The sequence below is a fragment of the Sutcliffiella horikoshii genome, assembly GCF_021991925.1.
GTDB classification, from domain to species: Bacteria; Bacillota; Bacilli; order Bacillales; family Bacillaceae_I; genus Sutcliffiella_A; species Sutcliffiella_A horikoshii_F.
This window is the reverse complement of the sequence record NZ_RXZI01000003.1, coordinates 512,023-533,336: the sequence shown is the minus strand read 5'-3', so window position 1 is coordinate 533,336 and position 21,314 is coordinate 512,023. Positions and strand designations below refer to the sequence as shown.

Genomic DNA, 21,314 nt, shown 5'->3' with positions numbered 1-21,314 from the left:
TTTCTCACTTTCATTTATCTTTACACATAGTATTAACTTATTTATATTATTTACGAAAAAAAGAGCAAGCTCAACTTTAGCTTACTCTTCCTTTTAACTTAACAACAATCACTATCCTTCATTCCCAACAGCACTAGCCCTTTCCCTTGTGGTGTTTCCTGAACATCCAAAACAAGGTCCGTTGTCATGCTTTCGATTTTCGGATCGATTGCCACTTTTATTGTATTTAATGTTTCCACTTTATCTTCTGCTTTTGCCTCATCCAGAGACAATCCTAATTGTGGGCTTCCTCAGCCCCAGCCTGCAAAGTAAACACGTATGTTGCTTGCCCCGTTTTCACGCAGGATATCAGTCAGTACGTCTCTTGCTTCGTTTGAAACCTTCACGGCCAGTCACCTGCCTTGTTATTAATTTTTTTTGCTCATTTCAATCTTTGTTTTTTCGTACATGTTTTGCAGCACTTCTTTTAATTCGGGCTTCACATTAATGGCAGGACGGATGGAAGTTGCTAGCCTTTCTGCTTCTTCCACAGTAGTAGCTTTCCCTAAGTGAAGAAGGGTACCCATCGCAACGGTCCCGGTTCTGTTACGCCCTCCAGAGCAATGGAAGTATACTTTCTTTCCTTCTTGTTGAGCTTGTACTACATATTCAATAGCTGCCTTCACCGATTCGTCCTGTTGTGAAGCATCATCCACTATTGGCATATGAATTCTAGGAAGGTTGTCTTCCACATTAACCGTTTCAGCCCGCAAGTCTATAATAACATCCAAGCCTTCATTTGTATGTGCCTCTCTCGCTTGATCGGCACCGCCAATAAAGACATTTTCCAATAATGATTGATAGTTTTTTTCATTAGTCATTTTCATTCACTCCTTACAACAGGTTCTCTTTTTCCCATGGCAGAATGGCGCACTTTTCTTTCGTGGTCTTTACCCTTTGTATCCAGGGTAGTTCATGTTTCCCTCTACCTGATAAAACTTGGTCTGTTGTTTCTGTATTAGCAAAACTCTGGTTGATGATCCACCAACGCGGGGTTATGAAAGCACGCTCAAGGTCAGCATGTAATCTTTCCGCCTCTAGAACAGGGGTTGCTTCCGGCAAGGTAACGATAAGTACTGCTGTTTCATCGGCATTACGAAGGCGTGGAAGCAGATTTTGTACTTCTTTTGGCACCTCACCCGTTGAACGTAATAATTCCTTTTGGTATGACTGAGCTGCGTCAAGCAGTAGCAATGTATGGCCTGTAGGCGCAGTATCGATGATGACCACTTCCTCATCGGCCTGACCAACTATCTTGGCAAATTTCTGGAATACTGCTATCTCTTCAGTACAAGGTGAGTTTAAATCTTCCTCAAGGTATGCAACTTGCTCCTCGCTTAGCCCCACTGCCGATTGTTCCAAAACATGCTTTTTATATGATTCTACTTCTGCCTTAGGGTCCACCTTACTAATAGTTAAATGGGCATTCCTTTTATCTTTTAAGGCATGCTCCAAATGCGCAGCAGGATCCGTTGTCGTGAGATGGACTTTCACATCTTTTTCTGCAAGCTTCATTGCCAGTTTGGCTGCGAGCGTTGTTTTACCAACGCCACCCTTCCCCATGGTAAATATTACACGAAGATTATGGTTTATAACATCACTTACCACTTGATTAAAATCGGCAAGTTCCGTAATTATGTCAGGGTTTACATGACTTGTTTGCTCAACTTGTAACGTTTCTCCGTTAAACCATGCCTTTAACGGACTGATACCCGTTAAGGAATACGAGATATAAGGAAGATAAGTCATGGGAATATCGTCAAATGTACTTATGGCAACTTCCATCGCTTTCTGTTGCTTATCGTAAAAAGCCAAGGATACCTCATCGTTCATTACTGGCTTCTCCATTAGCCCATTGACAATAAGCTGCTGATTATGAAGGCCAATTTCACGCAACTCCACAGAGGCACGCGCAGCTTCCATGATTGGCGATTCATCAGGTCTTGTTACCAGGAGCAACTGAGTTTGCGAGGGATCAGACAATGCCTGCACCGTTTGTTCATACAGTTCCTTTTTGGCCCCAAGTCCGGAAAGTGGTCCTAAACAGGAAGCTCCGTGCGTGCTCTCTTCCAGGAAATTGGTCCACGCAGAAGGCAGGGAGAGTAGCCTAAGTGTATGCCCGGTTGGAGCTGTATCAAAAACAATCACATCATATTGCCCAGTAATCTCTTTTTTTGTTAGTAAAGTGGAGAATTGGTCAAAGGCTGCAATCTCAACCGTACATGCTCCTGATAATTGTTCTTCCATCGTTAGCAATACCGATTCAGGGAGTTTCCCTTTATAGGGACCAATCACACTTTCTCTGTAATCTCTCGCCGCTTCCTCTGGATCAAGATTGCAGGCGAAAAGTCCTTTTACACCTGGTACTTCCGAAATATCGTTCGTCAATTCCGTTTCAAACACATCTTGTAGATTGGAGGCTGGATCTGTGCTGACTATTAATACCCTCTTGCCTTCTTTGGCAAGAGCAATGGAAGTGGCACATGCTGTGGAAGTTTTACCAACCCCACCTTTACCTGTAAAAAATAGATATGGTGTTTGTATATTTGTTGTCGGTTGGAATGTTGGGAGCATTAAGCCACCCTCCTAGTTGATTGAGTTTAGTGTGATGTTGAGTTTCTTTTTTGGTTTTTCATGAGCCAATTCCTCTGCATTTACACCTGTCCATTGAGCCAATTCCTCATTTGAAGGGTAATCAGCCAGCTTCTTTATTTCACCATCAACGAGAACAACCGGAAGGCATTCAGATCCCTTTTCCATCAATAATTCATTTACCTTTTGATTCGTTACAAACGGTTCTGGCTCTGAGCCTAAATTATAGCGGAAAATTTCCATTCCTTTTTGTTGCAAGGAAAATACAGCGCTTGCCACTCTTGTCAATTCTGGGTCTACACTTGGTCCACATACTCCTGTTGCACAACACATTGCAGGATCAAAAATTTCAATTTTAGCCATTACTCATTTCCCCTTTCCCATATAGAAAAAATAGCCGAGATTTCGCTCGGCCAGTTTTATTATTTTCCAGTTTCACTAAACGTCTTGATACGGTCGCCGATTTCGTCACGTACACGTTGGAAGAACTTCCATTTCTCTTCTTCCGTTCCTTCTGCCTTGGCAGGATCATCAAAGCCCCAGTGTACTCTCTCTTTATTCGGAGGTGTTGCAGGGCAAACATCTGCTGCATGTCCGCAAAGTGTTACGACAAGATCTGCTTTGTTCAGGATTTCAGGGTCGATTGTGTCAGAAGTTTGGTTGGTGATGTCCACGTCTACTTCATTCATTGCTTTTACTGCATTTGGGTTTACTCCGTGTGCTTCGATACCTGCAGAGTAAACGTCCCACTCGTCATTTAAATATTTTTTCCCCCAGCCTTCAGCCATTTGACTGCGGCAAGAGTTACCTGTGCATAGGAAGTAAATTGTTTTTTTAGTCATGTTGAAAAACTCCTTTATTTTGTATTTTGGCTTAAACTCCTGTTGATTTGCGTTCCGGGTGCTCGCTTTCCGCGGGGCGCTGATTGAGCCTCCTCGCTTCGCTGTGGGGTCTCAACCTAGCGCTACCTCCCGCAGGAGTCTCACACCCTGCACTTCAATCAACAGGGAAACAACATTAATATTTTTAACCAATTATTAATAACCAGAAGTATAGGCCGAGTAGCGTGATGAATAAGGTCGGGATGGTTAGGATGATACCTACTTTGAAGTAGTATCCCCAACTGATCTTTACACCTTTCAGGCTTAATACATGTAGCCATAGAAGTGTTGCCAACGATCCGATTGGCGTGATTTTTGGTCCAAGGTCGGATCCGATGATATTGGCATAGATTAGCGCTTCGCGTATTACACCATCGGTATTGGTATCTTTAATTGCTAGCGCATCAATCATGACAGTAGGCATGTTGTTCATAAACGACGAAAGGATTGCTGCAATGAATCCCATGGATATCGTTGCAACGAAAAGCCCTTCATCTGCTGCCATTTGGATGACGTCTGTTAAAACACTCGTCAACCCTACATTTCTTAGGCCATATACCACCACGTACATTCCAATCGAGAAGAATACGATTGCCCATGGTGCACCTTTCAAAATTTGTTTCGTGTGAATTACCGGGCTGTTTCTGCTTATTAAGAGAAAAATGATAGCTACAGAGGCTGCTACGAATGAAACAGGTATGCCGGCAAATTCACTTGCAAAGTACCCCACAAGAAGGACTGCAAGTACAACCCATGACAAGTTGAAAAGTTTCACGTCTTTAATCGCTTCTTTTGGCGCCTTCAATACGGACATATCATAATTTTCCGGGATGCTTTTACGGAAAAACAAGTATAGTACCACAATACTTGCACCTAGCGCGAAGAAGTTCGGAACAATCATCCGTGAAGCATATTCCACAAACCCGATGTCAAAGAAGTCAGCTGACACAATGTTCACCAGGTTACTTACTACTAATGGTAATGAAGTAGTGTCCGCAATGAACCCACTAGCCATGATAAATGGCAAGATCATTTTCTCTTTAAATTGCAAGTTCCTTACCATCGCCAGCACAATCGGGGTGAGGATAAGTGCTGCTCCGTCATTCGCAAAGAATGCAGCTACTACTGCTCCTAGCAAGGTGATATAGATGAACATCCTCACTCCGCTTCCTTTTGCGAATCGTGCCATATGAAGCGCAGACCATTCAAAGAAACCTACTTCATCTAATATGAGGGAAATGATGATTAAAGCTACAAACGTCAATGTTGCATTCCAAACAATGCCAGTTACATCAATTACGTCTGTAAAGGTGACTACTCCAAAGAGCAATGCTAACAGCGCTCCCCCACAAGCTGACCAACCAATGGACAGTCCCTTAGGCTGCCAGATAACAAATACTAATGTAAGTAAAAAAATCAAAGATGCCAAAATTATATCAAGCAAAATATTCCCCCCTTAACAACAAGTAATTCTAAGTCCTTTTTCCTCGAGCTCTTTCAATTTCTCTTCCAGTGAAGGAACATGCACAAGAATTGATTTGATTAATTCGTAGTGTGGATGTTCTGTATTGATGGAATACATGATCCACTGACCCTTTCTCGATTCTTTTACCAAACCCAATTCTTTCAGCTTTTTCACATGCTGACTGATGGAAGGCTGACTCATTTTAAAGATCTCGACAAACTCGCAAACACAGCAATCATGATCCTGCAGTAGCGCCAACATCGAAAGCCTGGTTTTATCTCCTAAAATTTTCAGGGTGGCTGCCGCTTCGTCCATTTTCAATAACTCTTGCATATCTACACCTACCTTTGGAAAAGATAATTCATATAACGAAGTACTTATATAAAAACATGCTTATATAATAAAATACTTATATGTTAGTTTCAAGCTTTCTTTTGTAAAGAAATCGTAAAGGTTAATTGCAGAATTATCTGTTAATTGTTATAATATAAGTAAGAAAGCGCTTCCATAAACATATGAGTGGGAAAGGTGATGCTGTGTTATGATGGATTATCAGTACAGACGACAAGCTTTTCAGAACTTACATGTGGAACAAGAAGAAGCAAAAATTGACTTTAAACAAACAGTTAAGAAATCCAAATCGATGATGGCTTCGATAGCCGCGTTCTTTTCCTTTTTTCATCACACAACTTAAGGAGCTGCTTATATGCTCCTTTTTATTATGTCTTTTTTGCGCACAAAAAACGGGACAATATGAAATGTCCCGTTAGTTATATATTTATTAATGACCAGAAGTAGCAGATAAACCTACTCTATCTATTAATGTCTTACTTTCATCATTAAGGCCTATAATTTTTACGTTCTTACCTAGTCTTTGGTATTTCATTACAGTTTTAGAGATTGCAGTAACCGCAGATTGATCCCAAAGATGAGTATTACTAAAGTCTATGACAATTTCTTTTGGGTCATTATTGTAATCGAATAAATCTATAAAGTGGCTCATGGTTCCAAAGAACATTTGCCCAGTGATTTGATAATGCATGACGTCTTCTTTTAACGTCATCGTCGCTTTGATTTTCGCCATCTTCCATCCGAAGATTAAAGCGCTTAGTACAACCCCTGCTGCTACACCTTTTGCAAGGTCATGTGTGTAAACAACAATGGCAACCGTTACAACCATTACTACTGCATCTGCGCGGGGTATTTTATGAAGCTCCCGAATGGACTGCCAATCAAATGTTCCAATGGAAACCATGATCATGACTCCAACTAGAGCAGCCATTGGGATTTGAACGACAACATCTCCAAGTACCATGATCAAGAATAAAAGGAATGTACCTGCTACTAGTGCAGAAAGTCTTCCCCGCCCACCTGATTTGACGTTAATTACAGATTGTCCGATCATGGCACAACCAGCCATACCACCGAAGAAGCCAGTTACCACGTTTGCAATACCTTGACCCTTCATTTCACGGTTCTTGTTACTCTTTGTATCAGTCATCTCATCGACAATTGTAGCGGTCAGTAACGACTCAAGGTTACCTACGATTGCCAACGTAAATGCATACGGTAGAATGATCATAAATGTTTCCCAAGATAAATCAACCATTGGGATATGGAAGAAAGGTAAGGTTCTAGAAATCTCTCCTTGATCCCCTACTGTACTTAAACCAAAACCCCCACCAAATAGGGTGATCGCTGTAATCACGACAATTGCCACTAAGGCAGAAGGTAATGCTTTCGTGACTCTCGGAAGCAAGTATATAATGGCAAGGGTAGCAATGACAAAGCCGACCATTATCCATGATCCACCTTTTTCCGGGGTAAAATGCACTAATTGTGCGGTGAAAATTAAGATTGCTAAAGCATTAACAAATCCAATAATAACTGCCTGAGGAAGAAAGGATATGAATTTCCCAAGCTTAAAAACACCCATCAGGATCTGGATGATACCTGTTAATACAGTAGCTGCGAACAGGTACTCAATTCCGTGATCTGCAACCAATGTAATCATCAGTAATGCCATTGCTCCGGTTGCAGCAGAAATCATCCCTGGTCGTCCACCAGTGAAGGCGATAACCACGGCAATACAGAAGGACGCATAAAGACCTACCATTGGGTCAACACCAGCAATGATAGAAAATGCGATAGCTTCTGGAATGAGGGCTAATGCTACGGTCATACCGGCAAGTACGTCACCACGCACGTTACCAAACCATTCTTGTTTTAAGTTTGCTACGTTCATAGCACACCTCTTTCTACATTATTTAGTTTTGTGACTTTCTACTCTCAAGAAAGTCGGGGTCCGTTTGCAACAGAAAGAATCATACCATATATTTTGTAAACTGAAAATTAGGGTGAAAACGGGAACATTAAAGTTTATCTCTTACTTTCTCTCTTTTCCTCTGTTTATCTCTCATTTTTGTACTTCTGTAAAAAAATAGACATATAAGCAATAAAGAAAGCTCTGTTCAATTAAGAACAGAGCTCATCGACTCAATCATTCAATTCATAGTGTCTACCTTTTACAAGATAGAGGATATTCTCTGAAATATTGGTCGTGTGATCTGCCATACGCTCAATATAACGGCAGATAAAACTCAATTGGGTAATCTCAGGAATCATATCCGGGTGATCTTTAGTCAATTGTAAAAGCTCACGAATGTTTTGACCGTATAGCTCGTCCACTTGGTCATCCATATCTGCTACTTTTTTGGCAAGGACTACATCTTCATCATAGTAGGCCTTTAATGCAAGAGAAAGCATTTCCGTTGCGATGCTATGCATTTTTTTTATGTTTTCAATTTGAATTAATGGTTGAGAAGTTTTTCCGATTCTTATCGTCGACTTTGCAATATTTACTGCAAAATCTGCAATTCGCTCTACATCGGTAGAAATTTTGATAGCGACAAAGATTCTTCGCAAATCAATCGCAACCGGCTGCTGCTTGGCAATTAGCAGAATGGCAAAGTCATTGATTTCTTCATCCAAACGGTCTGCCTTGTTGTCCTCTTCAATAATTTGAAGCGCTAAATCAACGTTTTGATTTGTCAAGGCATCAATGGATTTCCCCATTGCAATTTCAGCTAAGCTACCAAGTTCCACTATTTTATCTCTTAACGTTTCCAAATCCACATGAAATTGACGCAATACCACCTGACTCTTCCTCTCTCTTCCTTTATTATCCGAAACGACCAGTAATATAGTCTTCTGTACGCTTGTCTGACGGATTGGAGAATAGCTTGTCTGTTTCCGAATATTCCACAACTTCCCCATTTAAGAAGAAAGCCGTCCTGTCGGATATACGAGCAGCCTGTTGCATATTGTGCGTTACAATGACAATGCTGTAGTCTTTTTTCAATTCTTGAACAAGCTCTTCCACTTTAAGTGTGGAGATTGGGTCAAGTGCAGATGTTGGTTCATCCATCAAGATAACATCCGGTTCAATCGCCAAGCAACGCGCAATACATAAACGCTGCTGTTGTCCACCGGATAGACCATACGCATTTTCTTTCAAACGGTCTTTCACTTCGTCCCAGATAGCTGCTCCTCGTAAACTCTTCTCGACGATTTCATCAAGGACTTTTTTGTTTCGGATTCCATGAATTCTTGGACCATAAGCAATATTGTCATAAATGGATTTAGGGAACGGATTAGGCTTTTGGAATACCATCCCTACATTCGTTCTCAGTTCTTCCACTTGATAGGATTTCGCTAGAATATTCTTTTCACGATATAGGATGTCCCCAGATACTTTTACACTTGGAACTAATTCAACCATACGGTTCAACGTTTTGATATATGTGGATTTACCACAACCTGAAGGGCCGATGATTGCTGTCACTTCGTTTTCATAGATCGGCAAGTTGATGTTTTTCAATGCCAAATTTTCTCCGTACCATAAATTTAGATCTTTTGTATGATAAACAATGTTCTTTTCTTTTGGAGTAGTAGTAATAGAAGAAGGTTTGTTCTTCGTTTCACGTTCAGGCACCGCAATTTGCATAGATGATTCCTCCTATGATTAAAATCTTCTTTGGAATTTATTTCGAATGATGACTGCGATAGAGTTCATGACTAAAAGAATGAAAAGTAGCACCACAATGGTTGCTGCTGCAAGGTTCGCGTATTCAGATACAAGAGCTGCGTCAATGGTCCAATAGTAAATTTGCATAGGTAGCACAGTAAATTTGTCAAAGATCCCTTCAGGTAGCGGAATCAATAGTGCTGGTATACCCAATACAACTAATGGAGCTGTCTCCCCGATCGCACGGGATAACGCTAAGATTACTCCTGTCAATATACCTGGTAGTGATGCTGGCAAGACGATATTCTTGATTGTCTGCCATTTCGTCGCACCCATTCCATAAGATGCTTCTCTTAAATAACCAGGTACAGAGCGAATCGCTTCTTGACTTGCTACCACCACGATTGGAAGAACTAATAATGCCATTGTAAGACCACCAGCTAATACGATGTTTCCTAGTCCTGCTGCTCTTACAAAAATAGTTAATCCTAAGATACCAAATACAATGGAAGGAACACCCGCCAGGTTTGAAATATTCGTTTGTAAAAAGCGTTGTAGGCGTCCTTTTTTTGCATATTCTTCTAGATAGATAGCCGTTCCGACTCCAAGGAACATGGTAAGTGGTGCTACCACCAACATCAGCCATACCGTACCCATGATGGCTCCCATGATTCCTGCTCTATCTGCCATAGTAGACAGTTTACTCGTAATAAATTGAAGATCAATCCAACCCATACTCTGAGAAATAACTCGGTAGAATAATATCACTAGAACGACAAGACCAATTAACGTAGCTGCTAAAAATAACGATTTCGCCATTTTATTTATGCTCAATCTTGTGTTCATTTTCTTCTGGACTTGTGCTGCATCAACATACTTCATCTTAATATTCCTCCCTGTACTTGCGAGAGATATACTGGGCGATCAGATTCATGATAAGTGTAAACACGAACAACGTCATCGCAACAGCATACAAGCTATAATATAAAGTTGAACCAGCTGGTGCATCTCCACCGGTTACTTCCACAATGTATGCGGTCATCGTTTGCATAGATTGTGTGACATCAAACGTAAAATTCTTGGTACTTCCACTTGCAATCGTCACGATCATCGTTTCACCGATTGCACGGGAAATAGCCAGAACAAAGGAAGCGATAATTCCAGACATAGCCGCAGGAACAACAACCTTCCAAGCCACCTCTAATTTAGTAGATCCAAGCGCCAATGCTCCTTCTCTCATTGCATTAGGAACAGAGCTCATCGCATCTTCCGATAAAGAGGCAACCATTGGAATGATCATGATTCCCATCACTATTCCGGGACTGAGGATATTGGTTGATTGTAATCCTGGAATGATTGCTTGTAAAATCGGTGTTACAAAAGTGAATGCAAAGAATCCATAAACAATAGTAGGGATACCTGCAAGAACTTCTAAAATTGGTTTTAAGACTCTTCTGACTCTATCAGAAGCATATTCACTTAAGAAAATAGCTGACATCAACCCGATTGGGATGGCAACCACCATTGCAATCAAAGAGGATATCAATGTTCCCATCAGCAAAGGAAGAACCCCAAATTGAGCATTCTGTCCCAGTGGCTTTAACACAGTGCCTGTGAAAAACTCGACGAATGGTACTCGTTTGAAGAATTCCACCGTTTCAAATAATAAAGTAAAAACAATACCAAGCGTTGTGAAAATAGAAATTGTAGCAATAACTAATAGAAATTTCGGTACAACCGCTTCTACAAACCTGTTTATGTTAAGAGTTGTCTTTTTTTCATTGATCAACTCTCTTACATTTAAGCTATCCTTCTGAGTAGCCAATTTGAAATCCCCTTTCATCCTTCACCCTGTAACAAGGACCATCCAAGGCCTAATTATTCGAAATACATAGAGGAAGATGAGCAGCCCTCAGCTCCTCATCTTCTGGTGGTTCCTTACTTTAATCCTTCAAGCTCTTCTACTGCCGCTTTGATCTCTTCATCTGTCAATGGAGCAAATCCTGTTTCACTAGCAATTGTTTGAGCATTTTGCATGGTAAAGATTGCAAAATCCAATACTTGAGCTTTTTCTTGTGCCAAGCCTTTGTTCAAGTAAGTGAATACTGGACGAGTGAAGTTTGCATAATCCCCGTCTTCAGCGATTGTGTCAAGAGATGGCTCAACAGGTCCGTTACCAAAGTCAACTTTTACAGCTGTTAATTTGTCAGTATTGTTTGCATAGTATCCGTAACCGAAGAATCCGATTGCGTTTTTATCTTTAGAAACAAGATCTACAAGTGTAGAGTATTCTTGTTGTAAGTTTGTACCTTCAGCTAAATCTTTTTCTTCAAGGATTTTTTCCCAGAAGAACTCATATGTTCCGTGGTTTTCGTTAGGTCCGTAAGTTTTAATTTCTTCATCCGGGAATTCAGGACGTACGTCAGACCATTTTTTCTTGTTACCTTCTGCTAGGAAGATATCAATGATTTCTTGTTCAGTAAGTTCTTGAGCCCAGTCGTTTTCTGGGTTGATTACGATTGTTAATCCATCAAGGGCAACTTTCATTTCATGAACATCCAAGCCAAGCTCTTCTGCTTGTGCTTTCTCTTCGTCTTTGATAGTACGGGAAGCATTGTTGAAGTCTGTACCATTTTCTACTAAGAATTTTTTGAAACCAGCAGATGTACCGGCACGACTCACTTCAACAGACACACCTTCCTGTGCTTCTGTCATGTATTTTTCTGCCATTACGGACATGAAAGGAAATACTGTACCAGATCCATCAATTACTACACTACCTTCAAGTTCTTCTCCATCTGCAGCAGCCGTACCTTCTGCACTAGCTCCCTCAGATGATCCGTTGTTTGAGTTGCCACATGCTGCAGCGAATACCGCTAAAGATGCAACGATTGCTAGTAATAAAAAACGTTTGAAGCTTTTCATTTCTTAATTCCCCCTAAGGTTTCTGTTTAGTTGATGTTTCTGTTTGTCTTGCCCTACGAGTAATAGAATATAACTTATGTGTTAACTGGGTATGAATCATGTGTAAAGGTTTTGTAAATGTCGTATTTTGCGGAGTAATAAAGGGGAAAATAGCGGGATTTAGTGGTTCTTTTCTTATTGCGTATGGCACAAATCGTCTTTGAGACATAAAAAAGCACCCGTCATGGAGTGCTTTTCTACTATTATTCTGTTTCTTCTTCGTTCTCTTCTTCTTCCCTTTGCTCTTCAAGTGAAGGTTGCCCGTTCGCACGCTTCTGCTTTAGATCAAAATAGGCTTCCATCACAGCATCTCCTATTTCTGTTGTAACACCACCTGTTACACTGAAGTTTGTTGATGCTTTTGGAACAACGATCGCAAAAGCCATTTCCGGATTATCATATGGTGCATAACCCACTAGGTTGAAATTCAGGGTTTCAATTTTCTCATATCTTGGGTTACCATCGGCATCTTCTCCAATTACATTGAAAATTGGAGATTCAGCTGTACCTGATTTACCTGCAGGCTTATATTTTTTTACTTTAGAGCCTCTTGCAGTACCTGCTGTACCATGATAAACACGGATGAATCCTTCTTGAACCCTTCTGATCTGATCGTCTGTAACCTCTAAACGGTTCAATACTTCCGGCTTGAATCCCCTTGCAACTGCACCAAGTCCTTCCTCCTGTGACGGTTCACGTATTTCCCTCACTAATTGAGGCTTCATACGGTAACCACCATTAGCGATAGTGGATACATATTGCGCCAATTGAAGGGTTGTATAGTTATCATACTGTCCAATGGATAAATCGAGGTATTTACCTGGCAAGCTTCTATCTGTTCCGATTACACCTGTTGATTCCCTAGGTAGGTCTATGCCTGTCTCTACACCAAGGCCAAATTGTGCAAATGATTTTCTGAACACATCATATGCATTCGGGTCGATGAACAACGGATTATATGGTCGGTAATTTGCTTTAGCAATATCCAATGCAATATTGAACATATAAACGTTAGAAGACCTTTCAAGAGCAGTAAGCTCATTGATCGTACCCATGTTTACATAGGATGCTTTACGAGTAAAATTTTCCCTTGAGCCAATATAAAAAGGCGTATCAAAATAATATTTATTAGGATGTACGACTCCATGCTCCATTCCTGCCAATACACTTGCCCCCTTAACAGTGGAACCGGGTTCATATGCTTCTTGGAAGGTGCCAAGGGCATTATCGAGCACTTCATATTTTCCATCTTCAAGAACGATTTGTTTTCCAGCGAGTGATAAAACCTCACCTGTTTTCGGATCCATGACGACTACAAACGCCCTGTCTAAATATCTGGCTTCTGGTTTCGGTTTCGTTCTTAACAAAGCATCTGTGAGAATTTCCTCAACCCTTTGTTGAAATTCCATGTCAATGGATAAAATAAGGTCCTTTCCTCTTGAACCATCAAATACTTTTTCTTGATGAAGGAGGTTTCCGGCTGTATCTGTAACATTACGGACACGAGCCTTTTGTCCTTGAAGTACATTTTCATATTGTGCTTCAATCTGACTTATCCCGATACGGTCATTCCGACTGTAGCCTCTTGCAAGGAATTCATCAATACGTTCACTCGGAATACCGGTTTCCGATGTAGAGACTTTACCAAAGATGGAGCGTAAGGTATTCTCATAAACATAGTCCCTGACAAAATCTGTTGTAATGTCCACACCTGGAAGGTCGCCTAGCATCTCACTGACCATGGCAAATTCTTTTGCCGTTACATCCTGGTTTTTAACAATTTGTGGGGTAAGCGAATAGCCTTTATTAAATTCACGGAAGATCGCAAGAACCTCTTCTTCTTCAGGAGTGATTTCTGCAATTTGGCTTTCGGTTATACGTTCTAATTGAAGATTATAGAGTTCACTTTCTTCGATTTCTCCGTCTGCAACTTTTTTTCGATCCTCATCGGTTATTAGAGCGGCTGCTTCATCAGGTCTAGTGAGGATCCAATAATCTTTACGATCTCTTTCTTGAATCTTTTCCGTATCCATCGTGATGACTTCAGATAGTTTTTTCGCCACTTCTAGTTGCTCTTGCGCCGTGGTTGATTGCATTCTTGTATATGTAATGGCATTTAGAGGGGTATTATCCACCACGACATTTTCATAACGATCCAAAATCTTACCTCTTGGTGCCAACGTATTGACGGTCACATTTTCTGTTCGATCCACTTCCTTGCGATAATCCTCTCCGAATACAATCTGGACGAATCCCAGCCTTAGTATTAAAGCCGAGAAGAGTAAGAACACCGCAAAAAACAAAAGGTTCAAACGAGACGGCACATAATTCTTCTTTTTCTTTTTTTGCTTTTGATTGGTCATTCCCTACACCTTTTCGTTTTATTTTTATGGCTATTTAGAGCCTTTGAATAAAAAATCAAGAGACACCTACATTTTGCTTGGCATAGGTGTCTGGTCTCTTCTTATTGTATAGGAAATTGCCTAGAATTTCTATTAATAAATATAACTATGGTGTCGATTCTCCTTCTCCGTCTCGCAAAGTTGTCACAATTGGATGAGGCTCTTCTTTGGGTGGCGCTGCATCAAGCTCCACTTTACGGACAAATGGATAAATTAGGGCATGTCCGGCTCCAATAATACATAAAAGAATTGGAATGCTTTTCTCTGTATCGAAAAACATCACGGCAATCAAGAAAAGGATGATGGAACCAGCACGCCCTATGTTTAGGAAGACTTCCCTGACCACGATATACTCGATTCGCATTTCTGCTGCTTTCCATCCACGGCCAATGACATCGTATGTCAGGGACACATATGGGACGAGTAGTAGCGGATATGCGATGGCGATCGTCACAGCATACATCAAAAGCTTTACATATGTCAGATCAAAAATTAGAAAGAAAATGGCACCGTATAAGATTAGTCCCCCAATTAGAATGGACTTTTTTCTATACTCTTTTTTGATCATCCTAGTTGCCAGATAATAGCATACAAAAGCAACAGCGGAATTTAGAAGCCCGAACGTACCAAGCGCGAGTTCACTATTGGTAGTAATGAACACCAAGACGGAAATCGCAAATAGAAAGGTCCCCTCCCTTAATCCCTGAAAAAAGTGGGCGTTTGTTATGTATCGCCAATTGTCATTGTTCTTTCTTTCATGAAAGGTGCGACGAAGTTCATAACTTCCTTCCGCTCCACGTCTTTTTAGAAACAGGCTCAAGATGACGGCAGCAAAGAACAAAAACAGGGAGATGCTAAATATAACCGTATACCCCGTAAATTTTTCTAATGTCGAAATAATGTATCCTGCCGCGAAGGGTCCGATCATCCCGCCAATTGACGTTAAAATACCTAGAAACCCATTGAAGAAATCCCTTGTTTCGGGTTCTGTAATCTCAAAAGTCAACACATTAAATGCAAGCCAATAGAAACCATACCCTATCCCGAGTAATGCCCCAAGCATCAAAAGATAGGTGGAAGCCTTGTCTCCGATAAACAAAACAAACAAATAAAAAAGTGCTAAGAATACGACACCTAAACGTAGCACAATGACTCGATCGATTTTTTTTGCCCATCTTCCTGCCAATATGAAGGTGAGTGGCTGGAAAATGACTATTGCTAAATTGTAAAAGCCCAGATCACTGAATTCACCTGATTGCTTCCAAAGGTAGACGTTCACAAATGTGTTGGATAAAGCGATGCTCAACGAATAGAGTCCACCTATGATCAACAGTAGCTTGAGGTCCTTGTTGACTTCTACATCACCAATTAGTTTTTTTAAAGCTGCCATCTTTACCCCGCTCCTTTATCTACGTTTATTGTGGCTTAAAGGAGTGGGAGTTATGTACTTGGATTTATGAACATCTGGGTAGGTTCTGTTTAACGCCGCTGATGCTTTCCGCAAAAGGCTGCGCTTTCCGCGGGACGATGCTTGAGCCTCCTCACTTCGTTGCGGGGTCTCAAGCAACCGTTACTCCCCGCAGGAGTCTTCGCCTTTTGCTCCAAGCATCAGCTATAGATCACATTAATAATAAAAACCCTCATCCACTTAATGATGAGGGTTTTTGGTTTGGCAATTATTTTGCTTCGTTGTAAAGTTTTCCTACTACGTCCCAGTTGATTACGTTGAAGAACGCGTTGATGTAGTCAGGACGACGGTTTTGGTAGTTTAGGTAGTATGCATGCTCCCATACGTCAAGGCCTAGAACCGGAGTCTTGCCTTCCATTAATGGAGAGTCTTGGTTTGGTGTGCTAGTGATTTCTAGTTCACCGTTGTTTACTACTAACCAAGCCCAACCAGAACCGAAACGGGTAGCTGCTGCTTTAGCGAATTCGTCTTTGAAGTTGTCAAAGCTACCGAACTTGCTAGTTAGAGCGTCTGCTAATTCACCGTTTGGAGAAGTAGCGCCACCTGGAGTAAGGATGTTCCAGAAAAGACTGTGGTTTGCGTGTCCGCCACCGTGATTGCGTACAGCTGTTTTGATGTTTTCAGGTACAGCGTCCATGTTGGAGATTAACTCTTCCACACTTTTGCCTTGAAGATCTGTTTGACCTTCTAATGCAGCGTTAATACCAGTTACGTAAGTATTGTGATGCTTTGTGTGGTGAATGTTCATTGTTTCTTTGTCGATGTGAGGCTCCAATGCGTCGTATGCATAAGGTAATTGTGGTAGTTCGTATGCCATAATTATCTCCTCCTAATTTTTATGTAATGAAACTGAATCAAAAAAAGTGTAACCGTTTTTGATCCGTTAGTTTCAGATTACCAAAACTTGTACAATCTTTCAATCAATCTGCTTTGCTCGGCTGGAATTATTTATCTATCCTACAAAAAGGTCGTCACCATTTAAATGGAAAGCTCCTGTGACAGCTTGTACATGCTCTCATCAATCTTATGTGGCATAGAAAAAACTTCATCAAAGGAATAGTCCACAATTTGGTTTTTCTCCATTCCGACAGCTCTTCCGGCTTTTCCTTCCATTAAAAGTTCTACAGCACGGCCTCCCAATCGACTGGAAAGTACACGGTCAAAGGCAGTCGGGGTTCCTCCCCTTTGGATATGGCCCAATACTGATACTCTCGTGTCCAAACTTGTTTCTTTTTCAATTAGTTTGGCAAAGTCCATTCCACTGCTGACGCCTTCAGCCAACACAATGATCGTATGCTTCTTGCCACGCTTTTGACCGCTTTTAATACGGCCAACCACATCTTCGAGTTTAAAGCCAATCTCAGGGATGACGATGGTTTCCGCACCACCTGCAAGCCCTGCCCATAATGCAATATCACCAGCATGACGACCCATTACTTCTATAATAAAAGTACGCTCATGGGAAGTTGCCGTGTCCCTTATCTTATCAATTGCGTCAATCACCGTGTGAAGGGCTGTGTTAAACCCTATTGTATAATCTGTTCCGGCAATATCATTATCAATGGTACCTGGAAGCCCGATGCATGGAAATCCATGTTCAGTCAGTTTTTGTGCCCCTTTATAGGAACCATCTCCACCGATAACAACCAGTCCTTCGATACCGTGCTTTTTTAACTGTTCTATTCCCTGTTGTTGACCTTCAAGTGTTTTGAACTCTTCACTTCTGGCAGTGTACAGAACGGTACCACCTCGGTGAATGATGTCCCCTACCGATCCAAGTTCCAGTTTCTTAATATTACCGGACATCAAGCCTGCATATCCTTGGTAGACCCCATAAACATTCAGGTTATGGTAAATCGCTTTTCTTACTACCGCACGTACGGCCGCATTCATTCCCGGGGAGTCGCCCCCGCTAGTTAGAACCCCAATTGTTTTCAAATTTAAGCCCTCCTTTTTATGTACCTATCATTGCTATTACACGAAAGCGCCAAATGCAAACACTTCTAGTATATCCTTATTAAACCATTCCATTAGGTGATCTATCCACTGATAAGGTTGGTCATATGAAAATAAAGAAAATGATGATCATCACCGCTTGTATAATACCTTTTACAAGGGCACTGCTGAAGAGGCCTACCACCGAACCAAAACCCGCTTTAATGGAAGCTTTCATATCGTTCCTTTTTACAAGTAGCTCCCCTAATATAGCCCCCAGGAATGGACCAAGAATAATACCGGCAACAGGAATGATAAAAGGTCCAACTAATAATCCAATCGTACTTCCCCAGATTGATGCATTACTGCCACCGAACTTTTTCACCCCTAAAAGATTGGCGAAATAATCTGCCACAAAGAGCAATATTACAAAAAGAAAGGTGATGACCCAAAACAGGAAAGTTAGTTCTTCAAAAGAAAACAATACACCGTAAAGTAAAAAGCCCCCTACCAAAAAAAGCACACTCGGAATGATTGGATAGACGAGTCCTATAAATGAAATGACAAATAAAGCAATAATAATGATCCAATATACCACTTCCATGCGAAAACCTCCTTATTGTGAAAAAAACCAGACCCTAATATGAGTCTGGTTCCTAATTTACGGTATTAATTATAGGCTCTGTTAAACACCGCTGTTGATTTCCGCACTAGGCTTCGCTTTCCTAGGGACGTTTGGGGAGCCTCCTCGGCTTACGCCTGCGGGGTCTCCCCTAAACGCTATCTCCCTAAGGAGCCTTCGCCTAATGCTCCAATCAACAGCTATATTGCTGCAAAAACAACAGTATGCTTTAACAGAACCTAATTATTATAAAGTTTCGTGCTCTTCACCAAGAACGGCTTCAGCAATATTTACAGCATGATCGCCAATACGTTCTAGGTTACTGATGATGTCTACAAAAACGATTCCCGCTTGACCTGTGCACAGTCCTTCATTCATGCGCAAGATATGTTTTTTACGAAGGGAGCGCTCCATTTTGTCAATTTGGTCTTCTTTCAGTCTTACATCATTAGCTAATTCTTTGTTGTTCGTTCTTAATGCTTCAATCGCTTCTTTTACAGTTGATTGAGTAAGAGTGAACATTTCCTCAAGGTCTTTCTCCGCTTTATCTGTGAGTTCCACTTTGTTTCTAAGTTGGTAATCAACCAACTCCACGATATTTTCGAAATGGTCACCGATACGCTCAATATCACGAACAGTATCCATTAAAGTGGAGTGTTCTTCTGACTCACTATCAGACAATGAAGCAGAAGAAAGTTTCACAAGATAATCCGTTATTTTTCTATCCAAGTTATTAATGGCATCTTCCAAAGAATACGCTTGTTCTGAATACTTGGAAGTTCCGGTTTTTAAATAATTATGAGTTGATTCTAAACCGACAACAGAGAATTCACCCATTCTCAACACTTCTTCCTTAGCTTGTCCTAAGGCTAATGAAGGCGATTGTTCAATGAAAATCGGGTCTAAATGTTTGGCTTTATACTCAACTATTGCATCATCGCCTGGAATGATTTTAGTTGCAATCAACGCAAGTAATCCTATTAATGGAAATTGGATGATTACATTGGCAATGTTAAAGGAACCATGTGCAAATGCAATTGTCATCGCAGGGTTTAAATTCAAAGCACTTTGTAAAAATAGAATGAATTTCTCAAAAGGTATTAACAGTAGAAGTACTATTACCGTCCCAAACAAGTTAAAAATAACATGGGATAATGCTGCACGTCTAGCAGCAACAGATGCACCTATAGCGGCTAAGATCGCTGTAATGGTTGTCCCAATATTGTCACCAAACAGAACTGGTAATGCAGCATCTAAGGAGATTGCGTTTTGACTATATAATTCCTGAAGTATTCCAATCGTTGCACTAGAACTTTGAACAATAACTGTAAAGACTGTACCTACAACTACTCCAAGGATAGGATTATCACTCATCGATACGGTTAAATCAGTAAAAGCTTGTACTTCACGTAATGGTTTCAGTCCATCACCCATCGTTTTCAGACCATAAAATAAAGCTCCAAATCCGAATACGATTTGACCGAAGTATTGAATCTTTTGTTTCTTAAAGAAGAAAAGTAATACCGCACCTGCAGCAATAATCGGCAGTGCATACTCATCAATTTTAATACCAATGATAAATGCCGTTACGGTGGTACCGATGTTAGCACCCATAATGACACCGATCGCCTGACGAAGTGTCATGAATCCTGCACTAACCAGACCTACCGTTAATGCGGTTGTACCAGAGCTTGTTTGAAGAAGAATCGTTACTAGAATACCCGCTAATACACCCATGAACGGATTTGTCGTAAACCGATCCAAAATATCTCTCAACTTATCACCAGCTGATTTTTGCAGTCCGTCACCCATGTATTTAATTCCGAATAGGAAAATACCCAGACCACCAACAAATTCAAATATTAACCTCTGAACATCCAAGTCCAATACATTCAACCCCTTAATCGTAAAACTTAATTATGTCGACAAAAATCTACAAAACCAAATACAATTATTAACCTAAATGCATTCCAATGTAAATAGACTTCATGATAAATTTACATTATCTTTACAAACCGTAACTTGAAATTTACATTAGCGTTTGTTTGGCAATTAAATATTGTTCACATACCCAAATTAAGGTAACATGAAAGTGTTATATTACATTAAAAGGACTGATAGGAATTGAATATTTTTTCTCAATTTGTAAAAAGTTTGTATTCCCCGAAAGCAATGGCCTCCTTCCGCTTTCAAGGAATTGGAAAAACCATTCTGTACGTATTTTTTCTTGTTCTCCTTACTTCTATTCCCATGTTCATCACTTTTGGAACCAGTGCCATGAATTTAGTGAAAAGCACCGATGAATTCCTAGTAAATGAAACACCTGATTTTTACATTCGAAACGGAGAATTCTATGCGGATGTTGAAGAACCGTTCATTTCCGAAGAGGGCGGTTTTACCATCATCCTTGATCCAGATAATGAACTCACTTTAAATGAAATACGATCTTATCAGGAAGTCGTGGCCATCCAATCCAATGAAATCATCTTCCAGGGAGCCGGTACAACCGACTTTGTACCACTAAGTGACTTTCAGGGAACGGAAGTAACCAAGGAGGATTTGATCGCCTTCATGGATTCTGTAGGCAGTTCATTTCCTATTATCATTACCATCCTGTTGTTGGTTGGCTACGTGTTCTTCAGTGCTATAAAATTTATTCAGGTAACCATCTTGGCACTCTTCGGTCTGATTGTAAAAAATAGCCTTAAACGAAACAATTTACGTTATCGCCATACTTGGATCTTATCAGCATATGCGGTCACCCTGCCTACTTTAATCTTTGCTTTATTACAGGCTATGCAAATTGCTTTACCATTCTCTTCTTTAATAAGTTTTGCGGTTAGCCTTTTCATTCTTTTCCTAATCATTAAAGAAGTAAAAGTCAAAAAGCCAGCCCATAATACAGTCGAATAATTCATT

The 21,314-nt window shown here is 40.6% G+C and carries 21 protein-coding genes; 2 read left to right on the top strand and 19 right to left on the bottom strand.

The genetic code is table 11. The features are described 5' to 3' along the window. Positions 1-98: 98 nt before the first annotated feature. From EKQ44_RS12165 to EKQ44_RS12135, 7 genes are all read right to left on the bottom strand, one after another. Positions 99-272 (bottom strand): hypothetical protein, encoded by a 174-nt coding sequence (locus tag EKQ44_RS12165; RefSeq protein ID WP_047969328.1) that lies wholly within the window; start codon positions 270-272, stop codon positions 99-101. Positions 273-407: 135 nt separating this feature from the next. Then, the gene (locus EKQ44_RS12160; protein WP_237663810.1) at positions 408-860 is read right to left on the bottom strand and encodes a protein-tyrosine phosphatase family protein; all 453 of its coding nucleotides are present in this window, start codon (positions 858-860) and stop codon (positions 408-410) included. A 13-nt stretch (positions 861-873) separates the two neighbouring features. Continuing rightward, positions 874-2,613 carry an arsenical pump-driving ATPase gene (arsA, locus tag EKQ44_RS12155; protein WP_237663809.1) on the bottom strand — a complete coding sequence of 580 codons (1,740 nt, stop codon included), beginning with the start codon at positions 2,611-2,613 and terminating at the stop codon, positions 874-876. 12 nt (positions 2,614-2,625) lie between these two features. Continuing rightward, positions 2,626-2,994: an arsenite efflux transporter metallochaperone ArsD gene (gene arsD, locus EKQ44_RS12150; protein WP_237663808.1), complete on the bottom strand. Its 369-nt coding sequence runs from the start codon at positions 2,992-2,994 to the stop codon at positions 2,626-2,628. 59 nt (positions 2,995-3,053) lie between these two features. Beyond that, complete coding sequence (arsC, locus tag EKQ44_RS12145; protein ID WP_237663807.1) at positions 3,054-3,473, bottom strand: arsenate reductase (thioredoxin); 420 nt, start codon at positions 3,471-3,473, stop codon at positions 3,054-3,056. Between the two features lie 184 nt (positions 3,474-3,657). After that, on the bottom strand, positions 3,658-4,956 hold the full coding sequence (locus EKQ44_RS12140; RefSeq protein WP_269151639.1) for an arsenic transporter: 1,299 nt from the start codon (positions 4,954-4,956) through the stop codon (positions 3,658-3,660). 12 nt (positions 4,957-4,968) lie between these two features. Further along, positions 4,969-5,310 (bottom strand): ArsR/SmtB family transcription factor, encoded by a 342-nt coding sequence (locus EKQ44_RS12135; RefSeq protein WP_237663806.1) that lies wholly within the window; start codon positions 5,308-5,310, stop codon positions 4,969-4,971. 208 nt (positions 5,311-5,518) lie between these two features. Between EKQ44_RS12135 and EKQ44_RS12130 the strand changes: the two genes are divergently transcribed. Beyond that, complete coding sequence (locus tag EKQ44_RS12130) at positions 5,519-5,671, top strand: hypothetical protein (protein WP_237663805.1); 153 nt, start codon at positions 5,519-5,521, stop codon at positions 5,669-5,671. 87 nt (positions 5,672-5,758) lie between these two features. On the opposite strand, the gene EKQ44_RS12125 is transcribed toward EKQ44_RS12130, so the two are convergent. From EKQ44_RS12125 to EKQ44_RS12070, 12 genes are all read right to left on the bottom strand, one after another. Beyond that, the gene (locus EKQ44_RS12125; protein WP_237663804.1) at positions 5,759-7,222 is read right to left on the bottom strand and encodes a SulP family inorganic anion transporter; all 1,464 of its coding nucleotides are present in this window, start codon (positions 7,220-7,222) and stop codon (positions 5,759-5,761) included. A gap of 251 nt (positions 7,223-7,473) precedes the next feature. Continuing rightward, positions 7,474-8,133 (bottom strand): phosphate signaling complex protein PhoU, encoded by a 660-nt coding sequence (gene phoU / locus EKQ44_RS12120; protein WP_237663803.1) that lies wholly within the window; start codon positions 8,131-8,133, stop codon positions 7,474-7,476. Positions 8,134-8,158: 25 nt separating this feature from the next. Next, complete coding sequence (pstB, locus tag EKQ44_RS12115) at positions 8,159-8,983, bottom strand: phosphate ABC transporter ATP-binding protein PstB (protein WP_237663802.1); 825 nt, start codon at positions 8,981-8,983, stop codon at positions 8,159-8,161. 18 nt (positions 8,984-9,001) lie between these two features. Further along, the gene (gene pstA / locus EKQ44_RS12110; RefSeq protein WP_237663801.1) at positions 9,002-9,886 is read right to left on the bottom strand and encodes a phosphate ABC transporter permease PstA; all 885 of its coding nucleotides are present in this window, start codon (positions 9,884-9,886) and stop codon (positions 9,002-9,004) included. A gap of 1 nt (position 9,887) precedes the next feature. After that, entirely contained in the window at positions 9,888-10,847 is a 960-nt protein-coding gene (pstC, locus tag EKQ44_RS12105) for a phosphate ABC transporter permease subunit PstC (RefSeq protein WP_237663800.1), read from the bottom strand. 95 nt (positions 10,848-10,942) lie between these two features. Then, positions 10,943-11,929: a PstS family phosphate ABC transporter substrate-binding protein gene (locus tag EKQ44_RS12100; protein WP_237663799.1), complete on the bottom strand. Its 987-nt coding sequence runs from the start codon at positions 11,927-11,929 to the stop codon at positions 10,943-10,945. Positions 11,930-12,171: 242 nt separating this feature from the next. After that, a complete protein-coding gene (locus EKQ44_RS12095; protein ID WP_237663798.1) occupies positions 12,172-14,331 on the bottom strand; it encodes a peptidoglycan D,D-transpeptidase FtsI family protein in 2,160 nt (719 codons plus the stop codon). A 145-nt stretch (positions 14,332-14,476) separates the two neighbouring features. Next, positions 14,477-15,760, bottom strand: a complete 1,284-nt coding sequence (locus EKQ44_RS12090; RefSeq protein WP_237663797.1) for an MFS transporter — start codon at positions 15,758-15,760, stop codon at positions 14,477-14,479. 286 nt (positions 15,761-16,046) lie between these two features. Next, positions 16,047-16,655 carry a superoxide dismutase gene (locus EKQ44_RS12085; RefSeq protein ID WP_237663796.1) on the bottom strand — a complete coding sequence of 203 codons (609 nt, stop codon included), beginning with the start codon at positions 16,653-16,655 and terminating at the stop codon, positions 16,047-16,049. A 161-nt stretch (positions 16,656-16,816) separates the two neighbouring features. Beyond that, the gene (gene pfkA, locus EKQ44_RS12080) at positions 16,817-17,776 is read right to left on the bottom strand and encodes a 6-phosphofructokinase (protein ID WP_237663795.1); all 960 of its coding nucleotides are present in this window, start codon (positions 17,774-17,776) and stop codon (positions 16,817-16,819) included. Between the two features lie 121 nt (positions 17,777-17,897). Next, on the bottom strand, positions 17,898-18,377 hold the full coding sequence (locus tag EKQ44_RS12075; protein ID WP_237663794.1) for a DUF456 domain-containing protein: 480 nt from the start codon (positions 18,375-18,377) through the stop codon (positions 17,898-17,900). A gap of 264 nt (positions 18,378-18,641) precedes the next feature. Further along, positions 18,642-20,282 (bottom strand): Na/Pi cotransporter family protein, encoded by a 1,641-nt coding sequence (locus EKQ44_RS12070; RefSeq protein ID WP_237663850.1) that lies wholly within the window; start codon positions 20,280-20,282, stop codon positions 18,642-18,644. Positions 20,283-20,519: 237 nt separating this feature from the next. On the opposite strand from EKQ44_RS12070, the gene EKQ44_RS12065 reads away from it, so the two are divergent. Next, positions 20,520-21,308: a DUF1189 domain-containing protein gene (locus EKQ44_RS12065; RefSeq protein WP_237663793.1), complete on the top strand. Its 789-nt coding sequence runs from the start codon at positions 20,520-20,522 to the stop codon at positions 21,306-21,308. The last annotated feature ends 6 nt before the right edge of the window (positions 21,309-21,314 follow it).